An 18,030-nucleotide genomic window follows, 5' to 3' on the forward strand; every position below is an offset into this window, starting at 1 on the left:
CCGGGCGTGTCGTCTAAAATCAGAGGCTTGGATTCGACTTCCGGCAGTATTGCAGCCAGCCCGTCAGCTGGACTCGCAGCGCGGCCCATCTACCCGAATGATAGATTTGTGGAAATGGCGCACCCGGAGCGATTCGAACGACCGAACCCCAGATTCGTAGTCTGGAGAAATAAGTATTAACTTCAGAAGATTATTTCTTCTTGGCTGTAACGGCCGGCCTTGGAGCGGGTGTGATCTTCAATGAGCTACAAATTTAAGCGTGAGGATGCTCCTATGGCTTATCAAGCCGCCCTTCGGCTTGACGTAATCAATGGAAGTCCCGCGATCCCGGCAATATCCGCGCATTCCTGGGATGGGTATGAACGGTTTCACGAGGATATTGAGGCCGGATGATCTCATCGGCACGGCTGGGAGTGATTTCTGTTGTGTTCGCGTCGGATAACCGGTCCAGTTCAGCGGAGCGATCGAACACCCTGTGCGTCATAAGATGCACGACACCCTCCGGGCTTTTCTCGACCACACCCTCCACGCCCATCAACCGAGCCGCCATGACCACGCGACGGTATTCCTCGAACATCCGCGCCCATAGCACCAGGTTGGTGACGCCAGTCTCGTCCTCCAGCGTGATGAAGATGGCATTGCCTTTGCCGGGGCGTTGCCGGACCAGGACGACGCCGGCTGTGCGAACCTTGGCGCCGCTTCGTCTCGTCTCCAGTTCGGCACACGTCAGAGTGTTTTCTGCCGCGAAGATCGGGCGCAGGATCGCCATGGGATGGGCCTTCAGCGACAAGCGCGTGGTCTGGTAATCGGCTGCGACGTGTTCGCCCAAAGCCATTCGAGGTAGGCGGGCGTCATCCTCTTCGCCCAGTTCACGGGCATCGGCGGCGGCAAACAGCGGCAAGGGCGCATCGTCGGGAAGGCGGCGCACGGCCCATAGGGCCTCGCGTCGATCCATGCCGATCGAGCGAAACGCATCGGCGTCGGCCAGTTTGCGCATCGCAGAACCCGGCAGGCTCGCGCGACCGGCCAGGGCCTCGACGCCTTCGAACGATCTGCTGCGTGCGACGACCAATGCCTTGGCCCATTCTTCGCGGAACCCATCAATCTGACGAAAGCCCAGCCGCAGCGCCAGCAATCCGGGCGGCCCCTCCAGCGTGTTGTCCCAGTCGCTCAGATTGACGTCGATGGGCCGGATTTCAACGCCGTGCTCCTGAGCATCGCGCACGATCTGGGCCGGGGCATAGAAGCCCATCGGCTGGGAGTTCAGCAGGGCACAGGCGAAGGCGGCGGGGTATCGGCATTTGATAAAGGACGAGATGTAGACCAGTTTGCCGAAACTGGCGGCGTGGCTCTCGGGAAAGCCATAGGAGCCGAAGCCCTTGATCTGGTCGAAACACCGCTGGGCAAAGTCACGTTCATAGCCGCGCTCAACCATTCGATTGACCATCCGGCCCTCATATTTCCACAGTGTGCCGTCGCCTCGAAAGGTGCCCATGGCCTTGCGTAGACCGTTGGCCTCCTTTGGCGTGAACTCGGCGGCGACCATGGCGACCTTCATCGCCTGTTCCTGAAAAAGCGGCACCCCCAGCGTCTTGTGCAGCACCTTTTTCAGTTCGTCGGGGTCATGGGGCGGCGCGGGTTTTGAGTACTCCGGTTCTTCCAGCTTTGCCCGTCGCCTCAGATAAGGATGGACCATGTCTCCCTGGATCGGGCCGGGCCGCACGATCGCGACCTGGATCACGAGATCGTAGAAGGTGCGCGGCTTCAGCCGGGGCAGCATGTTGATCTGTGCCCGGCTCTCGACCTGAAAAACGCCGATCGAGTCGCCCTTACACAGCATGTCGTAGACATCGGCCTGTTCGTTGGGAACGGTGTGCAATTCGTAGGCTGCGTCGTCGTGAGCGTGCATCAAGTTCAGCGCCTTTCGGATACAGGTCAGCATCCCCAGCGCCAGCACATCGACCTTCATCAACCTCAGATCGTCGATGTCGTCCTTGTCCCATTCGATGAAGGTTCGATCCGGCATGGCCGCATTACCGATGGGGACGAGTTCGTCCAGCCGGTCCTGAGTCAGGATGAAGCCGCCGACGTGCTGCGACAGATGACGCGGAAAGCCCAGCAGACGCGACGCCATCGCAACCGCCCGCCCAATCATCGGGTTGGCGGGGTCCAACCCGGCCTGCTCGACATGACAATCACCGATCTCCGCGCCCCAACTACCCCATTGGCTGGCGGCCAGCCGGGCCGTGACATCCTCGGTCAGGCCCAGCACCTTGCCGACCTCGCGAATGGCGCTCTTGGGGCGATAGCGGATGACGGTCGCGGCGATCCCCGCGCGGTGGCGGCCGTAGCGATCATAGATATGCTGGATGATCTCTTCGCGACGCTCGTGCTCGAAATCCACGTCGATGTCGGGCGGCTCGCCCCGGTGGTCGGACAGGAAGCGTTCGAACAAAAGATCGTTCTCGGCCGGGTCGACGCAAGTGATGCCCAGCACATAACAGACCGCCGAGTTCGCCGCCGATCCCCTGCCCTGACACAGTATCCCCTTCGAGTTCGCCACCCGGACGATGTCGTGGATGGTCAGGAAATAGGGTGCGAAACCCTGGATCTGAATGAAGGCCAGTTCCTTGTTCAGCAAATCCGTGACCTTGGCAGACACTCCTCCGGGATAACGGATCTGGGCATGCCGCCAGGTCAGGTCTTCCAGATAGGCCTGTGACGACCAGCCGGGCGGCGTGGGCTCCTGCGGATAGTTGTAGGTCAGGTCTTTCAGGTCGAACCGGGCGCGGTCCAGCAGAAGTTGCGTCTGTTCCAGGGCCTCGGGCGCATCCGCAAACAGCCGGGCCATCTCAGCCGGCGGCTTCAGATGGCGTTCCGCATTGGCCAACAGCCGCCGCCCCGCCGCCTCGATCGTCACGCCCTCGCGTATACAGGTCAGGACATCCTGAAGATCGCGCTCCGATGGGTCGTGATAAAGAACGTCGTTGATCGCCAGCAGGGGCACATCGGCGACATTAGCGATCGCCTTCAGCCGGGTCAGCCGGCGCCGGTCGTCGCCCTGTCGCAGCATCGCCGCCGACAGCCAGACCGAACCGGGCGCGGCCGCTTCCAGCCGAGACAAAAGAGGGGGAAGGGCCTCCAGATGTCGCTCGGGTATGACGATCAGCAACAGACCCTCGGGATCGCCCAGCAGGTCGCTTATGCCGATCTCGCATTGCCCCTTAACGGCCCGACGGTTGCCCAGCGTCAGCAGTCGGGTCAAACGGCCCCATCCCGCGCGATCCTCGGCATAGGCGATGATGTCCGGCGTGCCGTCGTTGAAAGCCAGACGGGCGCCGGTCAGCAGGCGAAAATCCTGTGCCCGCGCCTCGACCATGTCAGACAGGGCCGGATCGTTCATCAGGTCTTCGACGAAACCTGTCTCTCCCGGCCCGCCACCATCACGGACTTTCTCCGGCGGCGACAATCCCTCTACGCGTAGGGTGTTCAATGCGCTCCAGGCCCGAACGACACCCGCCACCGTGTTGCGATCCGCCAGACCCAGACCGGTATGGCCGCGCAGGATCGCGCTCAACACCAGCGACTTGGGATGCGAGGCTCCACGCAGAAACGAGAAATTGCTGGCCGCCGCCAGTTCCGCATAAGCGGGCGGAGAGTTGCCGTCGGTCATGCGAACAGCCCGTGGATATACCAGCGCGGTTCGGGCTCCTCACCATAGAAGCCCGCCCGAAATAGCCAGAACCGCCGCCCCTCATGGTCCTCGACGCGGTAGTAATCCCGGGCTCGATGTCCGGACCGACGCCACCACTCGTCGCCGATACGCTCAGGGCCTTCGGCGCGCGCAACCTGATGCGTGACTCTCCGCCAACGGAAAAGCGCTGGGGGCCCATCGGGAGCCAGGGCTATGGTTTCGATCGGCTGGGGTGGATCGAACATCTGCAACGGGCGCAGGGGTGGGGATTCAGGATCGCGAGCAGGCCAGGCGGTTTCGCCCTGACGACGCCCAGCCCATACCAGACGCGCCGCACGTTCAGGCAGATGCGACTCCACCGGCTCGAACCGACCGACCGCCTCTGGCCCCAGACGCGCCGTCAGACGGTCAATCAACCGGTCTAGGTCTTCGGCGCCTGTGGGCTCGCCCTCGAATCCCGCCTGTGTCGGCGCCAGGACCTGGGTCACAGGGACCGACAGGCGCAGTTGGTCGAACCCGAAGCCCGCATCCAACGGACTGGCCAAGGCCGCCAGCCGTTCCTTGAACAACAGCATCACGCTCGCTGCGTCGCGTGTAGCCCATCCTGTCCGAACAGTGATCCGCCGTGTCGCGCCATCGACGCGGAAGAAGGCGACCTCGAAAGCCCGGCCGCCCAGCCTTCGCTGATCCAACCAGGCCATGGCCTCGGTCAGCAGGTCGTCGATCACCGCCATGACATCGGTCGTCTCGGTGATAGGCTCGAACAGGATGCGATCGACGATGCAGGGCGCAGGCGGCCTTAGCGGCGTGATCCGGACATCCTCCTGTCCTAGGATACGCGCCAACCGCACCGGCAGATCGGGCCCGAACCGGGCGGCCAGCGGCGCGGTCGGGCGGTCGTCCAGATCGCCGAGAGTACGCAGACCCGCTCGCGTCAGGGCCTGATGGTCCTTGGCACCCAATTCCAGCGCCGTGATCGGCAGTGAGCGCACCACCATCCGATCCTGACCGGTCGTGATCGTCCCGCCGCGACCGAACCGCACCAGGGCTCGCGCGGCTTGGGGCGTGCCAGCCAGCGCCGTGCGCACGGCCAGACCAATCCGCCCCGCGCGAGCCTCGATCGCATGGATCAGTCCCGCTTCATCACCGAACAAATGCGTGCAGCCCGTGACGTCTAGGATCAGGGTGTCGTCACCATCGGTAGCCACCATCGGCGTAAACCGGCCGAAATCATCCACCACCTGGGCCAGCAGAGCCCGATCGGCGTTTGGGCGATGCACGACCGTCTTCAGGTCGGGCGTCCGCGCCTGGGCATCGGCCAGCGTCATACCGCGCGTCAGGCCCAGAGCGCACGCCTCCGGATTCAGCGCTGCCAGCCGCAATGCGCCCCGCACCTTCTCGACCAGCGCTACGGCAGGGGTAGCTTCAGACCCTGTGTTAGCCGGCTCGGCGGAGCCTCGACGCGATACCTCGCGTCGCAACCGATCCGACGACAGGAATGGGAACCAGACGGCCAGGTACCGACGCGGGCTCGCAGAAGGCGTGGTTGTCACGATCCCACTCCAGCGTCCATTCGGTCGGCGCCGCCCCCTGTCGACTGCGGGTTAGGGCGGCGACGAAGGCCGGTCGCCCCGGTGCGTCTGCCTCCAGCCCGGTCGACAGGGCTGCCCGCACGGACCAGCGGGTCTCGGCGGCGCTGGGCGTGGTGGGCGCTGCCGCTCGCACCACAAAGGCTGTGCTGCCTCCCCGTCGGGCCGCCAAGGCCAGACGCCGACTGGCAGTCAAGGTCATGACCTTCGCCTCGCCCCAACCACTCATTAGGACCGCGCCGACCGCTCCGCTCTTCAGCGCTTCCTCGCCCGCCGCCAGCAGGGCCGCAGCATCGCGCACCCGTACGATCAGCACGGTTTCTGGCCGCAAGCCCCATTCGTGCAGCCCCGAACCATGCAAGCCGCCCGCCTCCTGCGACGCAAGGTTCTGGAACACCCAGACCAGAGGCCGGTCTCGTGTGGCACGTGACGCAAGACCCAGCGCAAAAGCGTTGGCGGCCACAGCATCGGCAGCGGTTTCGGCATGAACGTCGTGCAGGCAGAAGAGGCAAGGTCCGGGGTCCAGATACGCATCAACACGGTCCATCCCGAGCGTGAACCGGCCCGGCTCGCTCACGGTCTCATGCCGAGACAGCTTGGCTAGACGGGATTTCAACTGCTCAATCTGAAAGGTCGAAGGCACCAAATGTTCCTGTTATGTTCTCCAATATGCCCCTTTTTCGATGTCGAGAGTCAAGCGGCAAGAACCCAGCGCGAGAGCGCGAGAGTGAAAAATTCCGGATATTTATGTAATTTCAATGCACTAAGCCAGCAGCGTGCGTGTCGTTACAGATCGACCACGCGTTAGCTGCCCCAATAGGACAAGCAAGTTTCTGTTATTAATCAGAAAATGGCGCACCCGGAGCGATTCGAACGCCCGCCCCCCAGATTCGTAGTCCGAAGAAAATTCTTTTATTATCAATGATTTGATTTCTGACCGTTGTAAAAACGAATGCCTACCGACCTGTGAGACCGTCGCCGTAACAGAAGCGCACCCAATGGGGGTCTGCGCCCCCCAACCCTCTGAGCATGAATCTTGGTCGCTCAGGCCCCTGGTTGAGCGGCAGCCCTTGAGTATCTGGCGCTGCGATCGACCCCAAGGGTCGGTCAATTTGACTGCCTGATGGCGATAGACAGTGAAATCTGCTAGGCGGCGACGATGGCGTCCGTGATGACGAGAACCCGGTGGATGGCGGCGCTCTTCGCGCTGATCGTCGCCATGTTCGCTCTGGCGCCGATCGTCGAGGCCGCCGAGTGCGGCGTCGAACTGCCGTCCGCACACCAGATCCTGGCGGGTGACGTCGATGACAATCGCGATCAAGGCCAGCAACCGATGCACGGCGCTTGCTCGCATGGTCACTGCCATCACTCCGGCTCCGTCGTCACGCCCGACCTGACGACGGCGACCAAGGCCGCCGATCTTCGTGCCGACCACGCCTTCCCGCTGGATGACCTGCGCGTGTCCTACGCGCCAGACGGTCTGGAACGCCCTCCCAGAGGCTGACGCGACGCTCGCGCTGACCAGCGCACGCCCTCGTCCTCTCTCTGGAAAATGAAACATGACATCCCTTCATCGCCGGCCGCCGCGTTTCGCGGTAGGCTGCGCGTGGGCCGCCTTTGCGGCCCTTCTCGCCGGCCCGACCTGGGCTGACCCCGCCCCCGCGTTCGAAACCTTGCTCGCCCAGATCGGGCTTACGCCCTCCGCCGTCGAAGCTGACGCCCTGTTGGACGCGGCCGAGGCGCGTGTCCACCAAGCGCGGGTGCCACCTAATCCGACGCTTAGTCTTGAAGCCGAGAACGCTTTCGGCAGCAGCCCCTTCAGCGGCTACGACAAGGCCGAGACGACCCTGTCGTTCAGTCAGGACCTAGAACTGTGGGGCCGTCGCAGCGCCCGCGTCGGTGCGGCGCGCGCCGACGCCGCCACGGCGTCTCTCCGACGAGACCAGGCGACGGTCGAAGCCGCCGCGCGTCTTGCGCTTGTCTACGCCGAGGCCGAAGCCGCGCAACGCCGCTACGATCTCGCGGAAGAGGCGCTTGCCGTCACGATCGCCGACGCGCGCGCTGCCCTCATCCTGGTTGAGGAGGGTCGCGAGCCAATGCTCCGGGGCATCCAGGGAGAAACGGAGGCCGCCGCCGCCCGCGCCGCCCGCGACGAAGCCGGGGCCGAACGCGACGCCGCCTTCGCCCGTCTGACCGCCGTCGCCATGTCGATCACGCCGCTGACCTCGATCGAGACCAGCTTGATCGACCGCACGCCGACGAGCGCCGAGACACCGGCGTCGGCGACACCGCAGGTGCGGGTCGCGGAGGCAGAACGCGCGGCGGCGGAGAGCCGCATCGCTGTCGAGCGGGTGCGCGCCGCGCCGGACGTCACGGCTTCCGTCGGAGTCCGTCGATACGAGGCGGAGGACGCAACGGCTCTGACGTTCGGGTTGAGCCTGCCCCTGCCGCTGTTCGACAGGAACCGGGGGAACATCGAGGCGGCCCAGGCCGATTTCCGGGCCGCCAGCGCCCGGCTGATGAGCGCTCGCCAGGACGCTGAGGCGGACCGAAATGCGGCCCAGGCGCGTCTTCGGGCCTCGGCCAGTCGGGTCTCGGCAGCCGACGCCGGGGTCACCGCCGGCGAGGAGGCTTATCGGCTTTCGCGCATCGGCTTCGAGGCCGGGCGCATCTCCCAACTGGAGCTGCGATCGTCCCGCGCCGCCCTCATCTCCGCCCGCAACGCCGCCGTGGACGCCCGCCTTGCGCGGGTCCGGGCTGAAATCGACCTCGCGCGCCTGCAAGGCCGCGCCGCGTTTGGAACGTCACAATGAAGCGCCCCTCGAAACTCAACAGGACCTGGCTGATGGCCGGGGCCGCTGTCGTGATCATCGCCGCCGGCGGCGTCTGGTTCACCGTCAGTAGAGCCCCATCGCCGGCCGCCGTGCCCGCCGAAGGCGACCATGCCGAAGAGGAAGCAGGCGCGCCCGAAGGAACGCTCGCTCTGAGCGACGCCCAGATCAGCGCGGCCGGGATCGGGGTCGTCTCGATCATGGGTGGAGGCGGCGGCGAGACGCTGCTTTCCGGCCGGGTCGAGCCCATGATCGACGCGCGCGCCGCCGTATCCGCCGTGGTAGGCGGTCGGGTCGAACGTGTGCTGGTCGCCCCCGGTCAGTCGGTTCGCGCCGGTCAGGCCCTGGCCGTTTTGGTCAGCGGCGACGCCGCCAGCCTTCGCGCCGATGCCGACGCTGCCCAGGCCAATGCCGTCGCGGCCCAACAGGCCCATGCGCGCGAGGAGAGCCTCGCCGACCAGGGCGTGGTCGCTCGTCGCGACGCCGAGGTCGCTCATGCCCAGGCCCTGGGCGCCGAAGCGGCGGCGCGCGCGGCGCGCGCGCGCGCCTCGGCGGCGGGCGCGCCCAATGCTTCCGGCCGCGTCAACGTCTCCAGCCCGATCGCCGGGGTCGTCACCAGCGTGCTGGTCGGACCGGCAGGCTTCGCGGCCCAGGGCGGCGTCATCGCCGAGGTGACCAACCCGGCGTGGGTCGAGATCGTGTTCAACGCACCTCCCGCCCTCGCAGTCCAGGTCCGGTCAGGCTCGACGATGCGGGTCCAGGGACCGGCCGGTGAGTTCGAAGCCCAGGTCACCGGCGTCGCCGCCGGCGCGGGGGCCGAGGGCGGAGCGGCAGTCATCCGCGCCCATCCAACCGGATCACGCCTTCCTCCGGCGGGCTCGGCGGTCACGGGCGCCGTCGTCACAGGCGAAGCCGTCAGCGGCATGACCGTTCCGTCCGAGGCGGTGCAGACTGTCGAAGGCGCCAATGTCGTGTTCGTCCGCACGGCCACGGGCTTCCGCGCCGCGCCGGTGCTCGTCGGTCGTCAGGCCGCCGGACGAACGGAAATCCTGAGCGGCTTGACCGCGAGCGATCGGGTCGCCGGATCGAACGCCTTCCTGCTCAAGGCCGAACTCGCCAAGGGCGAAGCCGAGCACGGTCACTGATCATGTTCAAAGCCCTGATTGAAACCTCCGTCCGCTTCCGCTGGTTCGTGGTCCTGGTCACGGCGCTCGTCGCCGCCCTGGGTCTGTTCGAACTGACGAGGCTTCCGATCGACGCCGTGCCGGACATCACCAACCGGCAGGTCCAGATCACCACCGTGGCCCCGGCGCTTGCGCCCGAACAAATCGAAAGGCAGGTCACCTATCCTCTTGAGACGGCGATGGCGGGCATTCCCGGTCTGACCTCGACCCGATCCTTGAGCCGCAACGGGTTCAGCCAGATCACCGTCATCTTCACCGACCAGACCGACATCTACTTCGCCCGCCAGCAGGTAGCCGAGCGGATGGCCCAGGCGCGCGAAAGCCTGCCCGAAGGCGTCGAGCCCAACCTGTCGCCGATCACGACGGGCCTCGGCGAAGTCCTGATGTGGACGATCGACTACAAGCCGTTCACCACGGCCAACCTCGCCAAACCGGGTCAGCCGGGATGGCAGACCGGCGGCGCCTATCTGACCCCTGAAGGCGATCTGCTGACCACGCCCCAGACGCGCGCCACCTACCTGCGCACCGTTCAGGACTGGATCGTCGCGCCGCAGATGCGGACGGCGCCGGGTCTGGCCGGCGTCGACACGATCGGCGGCTATGTGAAGGAATACGCCGTCCGGCCTGACGTCTCCCGGCTTTCGGCCTATGGCTTGAGCCTCGGTGACCTTATCCAGGCGCTGGACAGAGCCAACACCCAGGCCGGCGCCGGCTATGTCCAGCGGGCCGGTGAAGCCTTAACCGTGCGTACCGACGCCCTGGCCTCGACCATCGAGGACCTGGCCCAGGCGCCGGTGGTCAATCGCGGCGGTCTGGTCGTCCGGGTCGCGGACGTGGCGACCGTCGAGATCGGCCAGTCGCCGCGTCTCGGCGGCGCGAGCCGAGACGGGCACGAAGCCGTGCTCGGCACCGCCCTGATGATCGCCGGCGGCAACAGCCGCACGGTCGCTCAGGCGGCGGGTGAGCGTCTGGACGAAATCCGCTCGACCCTGCCGGCGGGCATCGAGGCGGTGACGGTTTTGGACCGCAGCGCCCTGGTCAACTCGACGATCCAGACGGTGGCCCGCAACCTCATCGAGGGAGCCCTCCTGGTTATCGTCGTGCTGTTCCTGTTGCTCGGGAACATCCGCGCCGCCTCCATCACCGCCCTGATGATCCCGCTAAGTTTCCTGTTTGCCGTTATCGGCATGAATCGGTTCGGCATCAGCGGAAACCTGATGAGCCTCGGCGCCCTCGACTTCGGCCTGATGGTCGACGGCGGGGTCGTGGTGATCGAGAACACCCTGCTGCTGCTGACCCAGCGGCGGGCGTCGCTCGGTCGGATGTTGACCCGCCGTGAACGTCTCAACGTCGCGGTCCAGTCGGCGCGCCAAATGGTCAAGCCGGCGGCCTTCGGCCAGCTGATCATCCTGCTCGTCTTCACTCCGCTGCTGATGCTCGAAGGAGTCGAGGGCAAGACCTTCGTGCCCATGGGGGCGACGGTCATGCTGGCCCTGGTCGGCGCGTTCATCTTCTCCTTCACCTTCGTGCCGGCGATGACGGCGCTCCTCGTCCGTGATCCGAAGTCTGCCCATGTGGACGAGAAGGGTCACGCCGAGGCGCATGAAACCTTCATCCTGAGGTTCGCAAGGCGCTGGATCGAACCGGCCATCCGCGCGGCGGTCGGCAATGCCCGTATCGTCATCGTCTCGGTCGTGGCGGCTCTGGTCGTCGGTGGCGTCGCCTTCACCACCCTGGGACGGGAGTTCATCCCAACCCTGGATGAGGGCGACATCGCCATGCAGGCGCTGAGGGTTCCCTCGGCTTCACTGGAGCAGTCCCTGATCATGCAGATGAACCTGGAACGGGCGATCTCGGCCCAGCCCGAGGTGGAGACCATGTTCTCGCGGACCGGGACGGCGGAGGCGGCGGTCGATCCCATGCCACCCAGTATCTCCGACAGCGTCATCGTGCTGAAGGACCGCAAGGACTGGCCCGATCCAAAGCTGGAGAAGGAAGTCCTGCTCGAACGGCTGGAAGAGGTCGCCGGCCAGCAGATCGGCAATAATTTCGAGTTCAGCCAGCCGATCGAACTGCGTTTCAACGAACTGATCTCGGGAGTCCGCACCGACCTGGCCGTGCTGGTCTACGGCGACGACTTCGACACCCTTCAAAGGGTGGCGGATCAGGTGGCGACCGCCCTTCGCGAGACAACGGGTTCGGCCGACGTTCGGGTCGAACAGGCGTCGGGCCTACCGACCTTGACCATCAGCGTCGACCGGTTCGCGGCGGCCAACTACGGCCTGTCCGCCGCCGACATTTCGGAGACGGTCTCGGCCGCCGTCGGGGGGGCGAAAGCAGGCCGCATCTTTGAGGGCGACCGTCGGTTCGACGTCGTCGTGCGACTGCCTGACGCGGCGCGCAACGATCCGGCGAGCCTGGCGGCCCTGCCGATCGTGTCATCGAACGGAACCGTCGTGCCCCTGTCTTCCGTGGCGCGGATCGAAACCGCCGAAGGTCCCAACCAGATCAGCCGCAACGACGGCTCCCGGCGGATGGTGGTTCAGGCCAACGTCCGGGGCCGCGATCTGGGCGGGTTCGTCACCGATGCGCAGAACAAGGTCGGGGAGATCGCCCTGCCGCCGGGTGTCCGCCTCGACTGGGGCGGCCAGTTCGAAAACCTGAAGCGGGCCGAGCAGCGCCTGGGTTTGGTCATCCCGATCGTCTTCGTCCTGATCGGGGTGCTGCTGTTCATGGCCCTGGGCTCGTTCGTGGAGGCCGGCCTAGTCTTCGTCTGCGTGCCTTTGGCCCTGATCGGCGGGGTGCTGGCCCTGCTGTTGCGCGGCATGCCCTTCTCGGTCTCGGCGGCGGTGGGCTTCATCGCCGTGTCCGGGGTCGCGACGCTGAACGGGCTGGTGCTGATGCAGGCCATCCGGGAGCGGCTCCAGAGCGGGCTGGACCCTCGTGAGGCGGCGAGGGAGGGGGCGTTCAGCCGCCTTCGTGCGGTGCTGACCACGGCGCTCGTCGCCATCGTCGGCTTCATCCCCATGGCCCTGGCCCATGGCGCGGGGGCGGAGGTGCAGAAACCCCTGGCCACCGTCGTCATCGGCGGCTTGCTGACGGCGACCGTCCTGACGCTTCTGGTGCTGCCAACCTTCGCGGCCAGGGCCGTCAGCTATCGATCGGCCGAAGGCATTGACCATCAAGCCTAGCCTTTGAGTCCGATCCGCCGCCAGGCGGGTCGGACTTATCAACGAGGTTCGCATATCCAAGCCTAAGAGCACCTGAGTGAGCCCCAGACTGAACTGGATTGGAATTGAGCAATTAAATCAGTGGCTTATTGAAAGATGCGATGGCCAGTTACAGTCACACGCGACAGCCGACCAAGTCGCTAGCCCAACAGCATACTGGATAAGAAGAAGAAATGGCGCACCCGGAGCGATTCGAACGCCCGACCCCCAGATTCGTAGTCTGGAGAAAAGCTATTGAATATGAAGGGCTTGGATTTCGCCTTCCGTAACGATCGAAGCTGACGCGGTCCTGGGGACTCGCCGTGTTCCATGCGTCACCGCAAACGCCCGCACCGCCCCTTTAGGTCCTCGCCACATAGGCGAATACATTATTCAGCGATCAAAACTGCACGGGGGTGCCGGCGATCCGACCGCAGAACTGGTTCCATGCCGTATTGAAGTAGGCCCCCACCATGCCGGTCTGGTCATCGACCTGCGCTGATGCCTCTCCACGGTTCGTCACCCCGGCTTCAAACCGCTTGAAGTCCGACACGCCGCCGTGTGCGTTACGGCCGCTCACCTCGCCGCAGAACATCGTGGTGCCATTGTCGTGCTGGATGCGCCGGACGTTGCGAAACTGCGCTGATGCGGGTTCTCGCAGTTTGCTGGTGACGGCGCGCCGTGCGGCGGCTCTGATTTGTGCGGGCGACCAGTTTACGGTTGGTGTCCGGGCGCGATCTGCCTCGACCTGCGCCGCATATTCGCCGGATGCGATCCGGCGCAGGCGCTCCGTGACTTCTGCGAGCGAGCCCGGAGGCGGAGCGGCCTGGGCGACCTGCTGATAGGGTTGAGGCTGCGGCGACAGCACGCCCAACAGCGCCTCTTCTTCTCCAGGCTCCCAGCCCCGGATGACCGGCGGCAGGTCCATGTAGGTCTCGACCCCGGCGTTGTCGGGGTCCCGCAGATAACCCCGAATGGCCGGATCAGTTCGGCAAGCCTGAACCAGTCGGGCGTCTTGGTAAGTGCAGGTGTTGGGATTGCCCCTCGCGCTGCTAGGGGATGTGATCCCCAGGGACGCGGCGGCGACGAAAAGCGCCGCGCTGAATATCACCACCATTTTCATCGATCTTGCCCTTCAGATTTAATCTGTAGGCTATAACCCGTGGTTTAACGACTGATGAAGCTGTCGCTTGCCCGGCATGAACGGACGGGCGCTGGTGGCGTGGAATCTCAGGCGGCTGCGGACCGAGCGAGGGTTGTCGCAAGAGCGGCTGGCTGCCGACACGGGCGTTGACCGGGCCTATGTCAGCGAACTGGAACGCGCGCAGGCAAACGCTTCGGTCGATCTGCTGGATCGGTTGGCGGAGGTCCTAACGGCACCTCTGGCGGAGTTTTTCATGGAGCCGCAGGACCCTGAGAATCCGCCGGCAGCTTTGCGCAGCGGGCGCCGCCCGAAGAATGGTTAGAGCCAGACAAACGCACACAACCGGCGGCCGAAGGGCAAGCTAGGAGTCGCTCAGCACGTCCAAGTCAAATAGAGTGCTAAGACTACATGGTGGGGGCGATGTTTGCGGATCATAGCCAACAAGGGGACTGATCGCGCCGTCGATCAGATCGCAGGAGCAGCCGTGCCGGCTGATGCCAGCGCTGTGACCACTAGCGTCTCAGTCTTTGGCATATCGGCGCTTCAGGGATTATTGCCCCGCAATCTCGCGCTGCGCCTGCTGCTGTCGGCGGACACCGCCTTGACTGACGACCTGCTAGGTGGCCGGTCGGATCGCTCGCTACGGAACAGTCTAACCGGTCGTCGGCTGGCGGCCGACGCGGCTCAGTGGGTGGCCAGCGCACAGGTCCGGGTTGCTCAGAGCCGCGTGCCCCAGTCCACATTCATGCTCCGAGACCAGGACGGCGCCCCAACGCTAGCAATGGTCGGGGCTTGCGCGCTGACGACATCTGGCTTGGGGGTGACGCCTGCTGATCCGTTCAGCCTGCTCCAGACAGCGGAGACAATGGCCGAACTTACGACGCTGGCCTCTTGGTTCGAAGAGCAGTGGCGGACGTTGGGTGATAAGTCGGTAGGCCGGGATGATTTCCTGAACCGGCTCAGCCTGCTCGCCGACCGCCGGTCTGCCTCAGAAGTTCACCTCCGCATCCTCGACGCTCTGTTCAACGAGATGGGCGAGGCTTTGGACGAAGAGCGGATCGTACGCTCGGCGACCGGCATCCGCGACACAACGGTCTGGTCGAAACTATACCGCTTCCAACGCGACGGCGTCGTCGGCGCCATCGACAAGCTGCAACGATACGGCGGCTGCATCATCGCTGACAGCGTAGGCTTGGGTAAAACCTTCGAGGCCTTGGCGGTCATCAAGTATCATGAACTGCGAAATGATCGCGTCCTGGTCCTATGTCCCAAACGGCTCAGAGACAACTGGACGCTCTGGAAAGCCAATGATCGACGCAACAGCCTCGCCGGCGACCGCTTCAACTACGATGTGTTGAACCACACCGACCTGTCGCGCGACGGAGGGATGTCGGGCGACATCCAATTGAGCCACGTGAACTGGGGCAACTACGACCTGGTGGTCATTGATGAATCTCACAATTTCAGAAACCGCGCTGCACATAAAGACAAGGAAGGCCGTTACGATCGGCTGATGCGGCAGATCATCAAGGCCGGGGTGAAGACTCGGGTCCTGATGCTGTCGGCGACGCCGGTGAACAACCGTTTGGCCGACATCAAGAACCAGATCGCCTTCGCGACCGAAGGCAACGACGCCGCCCTCGCCGCCCAGAACATCCCTTCGATCGAGGCGACGATCCGCTTCGCACAGGGCCAGTTCAACCGCTGGCAGGAGATGCCCGAGGCCCGGCGCACGTCGGCCAGACTGCTCGACATGTTGGGCTTCGACTACTTCCGGCTGCTCGACCTCATGACGATCGCGCGAAGCCGCAAGCACGTGGAGCGCTACTACGGGACCAGTGAGACTGGCACCTTCCCCACCAGGCTCGCTCCGCTGAACATCAAGGCTGACGTCGACAGCAGCGGCACCTTCCCGCCGATTGGCGAGATCAACAATGCGATCCGACGGCTCAACCTCGCGGTCTATGCGCCCCTCCGCTACGTGCTCGACTCCAAGAAGAAGGCTTACGACGAGAAATACAGCCAGCAGGTTCGTGGTGGCGGCGGCGTGTTCAGCCAGTTGGATCGGGAAGAAAGTCTGGTCCACCTGCTCAGGGTCAACCTGCTCAAGCGGATGGAGAGTTCCGTCGCCAGCTTCGCGATGACCTTGCGTCGTCAGCTTGAGGCCGTCGATGCGCTGATTGCGAAGATCGACGCACACGAAGTCGCCCTGGACGAGCCATCCATCGACGATCTGGACTTGGACGATCCCCTTTTCGAAGCCCTCGCCGTCGGACGCCGGGTGCGCGTGCTGCTGGCTGACGCCGATCGCGTCCGCTGGCGTCAGGACCTGGACGAGGATCGCGCAGGCCTGTCCGCCATGTTGGTCGATGCCGAAGCGATCATCCCCGACCGTGACGCCAAACTGGCGCGGCTGCGTTCGTTCATCGCCGAGAAGGTCGCAGCGCCGTTCAACCCCGGCAACCGTAAGATCATCGTCTTCACCGCCTTCGCCGACACGGCGCGCTACCTCTACGACGAACTGGTCAAGACCGGTGACGCCAATACCGCTCTGGTTACGGGATCGGGCGGCAACCGGACCACCATCAAGGGCTTGCGTTCCGATCTCGGCTCGATCCTCACGGCCTTCTCCCCCCGATCCAAGGGGCGGCCCGACGACATGGCTGACGAAGGCGAGATCGATCTGCTCATCGCCACCGACGTCATCAGCGAGGGGCAGAACCTTCAGGACTGCGACTGCCTGATCAACTACGACATCCACTGGAACCCGGTGCGGATCGTCCAGCGGTTCGGGCGGATCGACCGGATCGGATCGGTCAACGACACGATCCAGTTGGTGAACTTCTGGCCCAACGTCGACCTGGATACCTACATCGGCCTGGAGAAACGGGTTTCGGGCCGGATGAAGCTGCTCGACGTGTCGGCTACGGGCGAGGAGAACATCATCGAGCCGTCGTCAGGCGACGTGATGAACGATCTCGACTACCGCCGTCGCCAGCTTGAGGCGCTTCAGACGACGGTCATCGATCTGGAAGACCTGTCGTCGGGCGTGTCGATCGCCGACATGACGTTGAACGACCTTCGGGCGGATTTCGCGGCGCTTAAGCCGGAGGCACGCGAAGCCGTGGCACTCTTGCCACTGACGGCCCACGCTGCGGTGTGGGCGGACGACGAGGTTCCCGCTGGCGCCATCTTTTGCCTGCGCGCCGAAACGCCAAAGGCGCTGGCCGCCTTGTCGCCTAACGATCCTCTGCGGCCCCACGTCGTCGTCCACGTGGGACCGGACGGAGAAATACTGCTGACGCCGAGCCAGGCCAAGCGCGCGCTAGACCGGACGAAATATCTGGCTGATCGCGGCCAGACCCCCGACGACTCGGCCTGGGACCGGCTGGACGCCATGACCCGTCAGGGGCGCGTGATGAAGCCTTGGCAGGACGCCTTGGCCGCCGCCGTCGCCGCCGTCTCGGGCAAGGCTGAGGAGCGGGCCATCGACAGCCTGTTCAGCGCCGGTGTCCTGGCCGATCCAACCGGTTTCGCGGGCATGGAGGACTGGGAGGTCGTCGGCTGGTTTGCTGTACTGGAACGGCAGCCCGAAGAATGATGTCTGCACTTGAACGGGTGTTCGATGCCTTGGCCCTGCCATCGGCGACGGCGGTCGACAGGCGTGTGGCCAAGACCGTGTTCAACGAGCAGGCTGACCTGTCGGCGGCGGACAAGCGGTTACTCGACGGCGGTCTGGATCGGCTCGATTGGCGCGCGACCTTACGGCCGGCGTCGGTCGGATTGGCGGGCTATGCCGATGAGGTTCGGACCTATCCCCAGATCGTGGTGATGTCTGCGCGGTTGCGGACCGAGGCGGCGGCCGATCGACTGACGACCGTGATCCACCGGGCCATCGCCCATCCCCTGCTACTCCTGTGCGAAGCGGGCGGGTCCGTCGTTGTGTCCATCGGCCTGAAGCGGCATCATGAGCGAGAAGAAGGCCGGGTGGTGGTTGAGCGGATCGCTGCCTCGACCGCCATTACGGTGCCCTTCACGCCTGTGACCGAGACTTTTTTGAATAGCCTGAACCTGGCGGGTATCGGCGGCTACGACCTTTGGGCGCTCCACGTAGGCTGGGCGGAGCGTATCGAGGCTTTTGCGGTGGCGCAGGTCACCGGCGCCTTTCGCCTGTCCACAGACGAGGCCGACGCGCAGACGCGACGCGACAGACTGGCCGCGTACGAGGCGCAAATCAAAACGGTCGCCGCCTTGCGCAAGCGCGCCCAGACTGAGAAGCAACTGAATCGGCGTATCGATTTGGCGCGAGAGGTGACGCAGGCAGAACAACTGCTCGCCGACATCGTCGCCGCACTGACTTGACGCTGACTGAACTGACC

The 18,030-nt window shown here is 64.9% G+C and carries 11 protein-coding genes and 2 tRNA genes; 7 read left to right on the top strand and 6 right to left on the bottom strand.

The window, feature by feature from the left end; genetic code table 11:
• Window positions 1–307: 307 nt before the first annotated feature.
• From GYM46_RS06590 to GYM46_RS06605, 4 genes are all read right to left on the bottom strand, one after another.
• Window positions 308–3,673, bottom strand: a complete 3,366-nt coding sequence (locus GYM46_RS06590) for an error-prone DNA polymerase (protein WP_008262477.1) — start codon at window positions 3,671–3,673, stop codon at window positions 308–310.
• The gene (locus GYM46_RS06595; RefSeq protein ID WP_035309439.1) at window positions 3,670–5,088 is read right to left on the bottom strand and encodes a Y-family DNA polymerase; all 1,419 of its coding nucleotides are present in this window, start codon (window positions 5,086–5,088) and stop codon (window positions 3,670–3,672) included. The genes GYM46_RS06590 and GYM46_RS06595 overlap by 4 nt, the downstream gene beginning before the upstream one ends.
• A 43-nt stretch (window positions 5,089–5,131) precedes the next feature.
• Complete coding sequence (locus tag GYM46_RS06600) at window positions 5,132–5,926, bottom strand: hypothetical protein (protein WP_155988146.1); 795 nt, start codon at window positions 5,924–5,926, stop codon at window positions 5,132–5,134.
• 208 nt (window positions 5,927–6,134) lie between these two features.
• Window positions 6,135–6,239 (bottom strand) — tRNA-OTHER (locus GYM46_RS06605).
• A 215-nt stretch (window positions 6,240–6,454) separates the two neighbouring features.
• Here GYM46_RS06605 and GYM46_RS06610 point away from each other — a divergent pair.
• From GYM46_RS06610 to GYM46_RS06625, 4 genes are read left to right on the top strand one after another with little or no spacing between them, the layout of a single operon-like run.
• On the top strand, window positions 6,455–6,787 hold the full coding sequence (locus GYM46_RS06610; RefSeq protein WP_035309448.1) for a hypothetical protein: 333 nt from the start codon (window positions 6,455–6,457) through the stop codon (window positions 6,785–6,787).
• A 55-nt stretch (window positions 6,788–6,842) separates the two neighbouring features.
• Window positions 6,843–8,096, top strand: a complete 1,254-nt coding sequence (locus GYM46_RS06615; protein ID WP_040349180.1) for a TolC family protein — start codon at window positions 6,843–6,845, stop codon at window positions 8,094–8,096.
• Window positions 8,093–9,259: an efflux RND transporter periplasmic adaptor subunit gene (locus tag GYM46_RS06620; RefSeq protein ID WP_008260310.1), complete on the top strand. Its 1,167-nt coding sequence runs from the start codon at window positions 8,093–8,095 to the stop codon at window positions 9,257–9,259. The genes GYM46_RS06615 and GYM46_RS06620 overlap by 4 nt, the downstream gene beginning before the upstream one ends.
• 2 nt (window positions 9,260–9,261) lie before the next feature.
• A complete protein-coding gene (locus tag GYM46_RS06625; RefSeq protein WP_008263480.1) occupies window positions 9,262–12,489 on the top strand; it encodes an efflux RND transporter permease subunit in 3,228 nt (1,075 codons plus the stop codon).
• A gap of 213 nt (window positions 12,490–12,702) precedes the next feature.
• On the opposite strand, the gene GYM46_RS06630 is transcribed toward GYM46_RS06625, so the two are convergent.
• Both GYM46_RS06630 and GYM46_RS06635 read right to left on the bottom strand, forming a co-directional pair.
• Window positions 12,703–12,841, bottom strand: a tRNA-Arg gene (locus GYM46_RS06630).
• A gap of 66 nt (window positions 12,842–12,907) precedes the next feature.
• Window positions 12,908–13,630 carry a hypothetical protein gene (locus GYM46_RS06635; RefSeq protein ID WP_164952626.1) on the bottom strand — a complete coding sequence of 241 codons (723 nt, stop codon included), beginning with the start codon at window positions 13,628–13,630 and terminating at the stop codon, window positions 12,908–12,910.
• 76 nt (window positions 13,631–13,706) lie between these two features.
• Here GYM46_RS06635 and GYM46_RS06640 point away from each other — a divergent pair, with 76 nt between their 5' ends.
• The 3 genes from GYM46_RS06640 to GYM46_RS06650 all read left to right on the top strand — a co-directional run bounded on the left by GYM46_RS06640 (window position 13,707) and on the right by GYM46_RS06650 (window position 18,013).
• Window positions 13,707–13,973 (top strand): helix-turn-helix domain-containing protein, encoded by a 267-nt coding sequence (locus GYM46_RS06640; protein WP_164952735.1) that lies wholly within the window; start codon window positions 13,707–13,709, stop codon window positions 13,971–13,973.
• A gap of 102 nt (window positions 13,974–14,075) precedes the next feature.
• A complete protein-coding gene (locus tag GYM46_RS06645; protein ID WP_164952627.1) occupies window positions 14,076–17,252 on the top strand; it encodes a helicase-related protein in 3,177 nt (1,058 codons plus the stop codon).
• Complete coding sequence (locus GYM46_RS06650; RefSeq protein ID WP_164952628.1) at window positions 17,249–18,013, top strand: DUF4391 domain-containing protein; 765 nt, start codon at window positions 17,249–17,251, stop codon at window positions 18,011–18,013. The genes GYM46_RS06645 and GYM46_RS06650 overlap by 4 nt, the downstream gene beginning before the upstream one ends.
• Window positions 18,014–18,030: the final 17 nt, after the last annotated feature.

The sequence above is a fragment of the Brevundimonas mediterranea genome (genome assembly GCF_011064825.1).
Classification (GTDB): Bacteria; Pseudomonadota; Alphaproteobacteria; order Caulobacterales; family Caulobacteraceae; genus Brevundimonas; species Brevundimonas mediterranea_A.

Bases quoted from the DNA above. Each gene is read 5' to 3' on its own strand.
- GYM46_RS06610 (WP_035309448.1), top strand. From the start codon at position 6,455: ATGACGAGAACCCGGTGGATGGCGGCGCTCTTCGCGCTGATCGTCGCC.
- GYM46_RS06635 (WP_164952626.1), bottom strand. From the start codon at position 13,630: ATGAAAATGGTGGTGATATTCAGCGCGGCGCTTTTCGTCGCCGCCGCG.
- GYM46_RS06620 (WP_008260310.1), top strand. From the start codon at position 8,093: ATGAAGCGCCCCTCGAAACTCAACAGGACCTGGCTGATGGCCGGGGCC.
- GYM46_RS06590 (WP_008262477.1), bottom strand. From the start codon at position 3,673: ATGACCGACGGCAACTCTCCGCCCGCTTATGCGGAACTGGCGGCGGCC.
- GYM46_RS06640 (WP_164952735.1), top strand. From the start codon at position 13,707: ATGAACGGACGGGCGCTGGTGGCGTGGAATCTCAGGCGGCTGCGGACC.
- GYM46_RS06650 (WP_164952628.1), top strand. From the start codon at position 17,249: ATGATGTCTGCACTTGAACGGGTGTTCGATGCCTTGGCCCTGCCATCG.
- GYM46_RS06625 (WP_008263480.1), top strand. From the start codon at position 9,262: ATGTTCAAAGCCCTGATTGAAACCTCCGTCCGCTTCCGCTGGTTCGTG.
- GYM46_RS06615 (WP_040349180.1), top strand. From the start codon at position 6,843: ATGACATCCCTTCATCGCCGGCCGCCGCGTTTCGCGGTAGGCTGCGCG.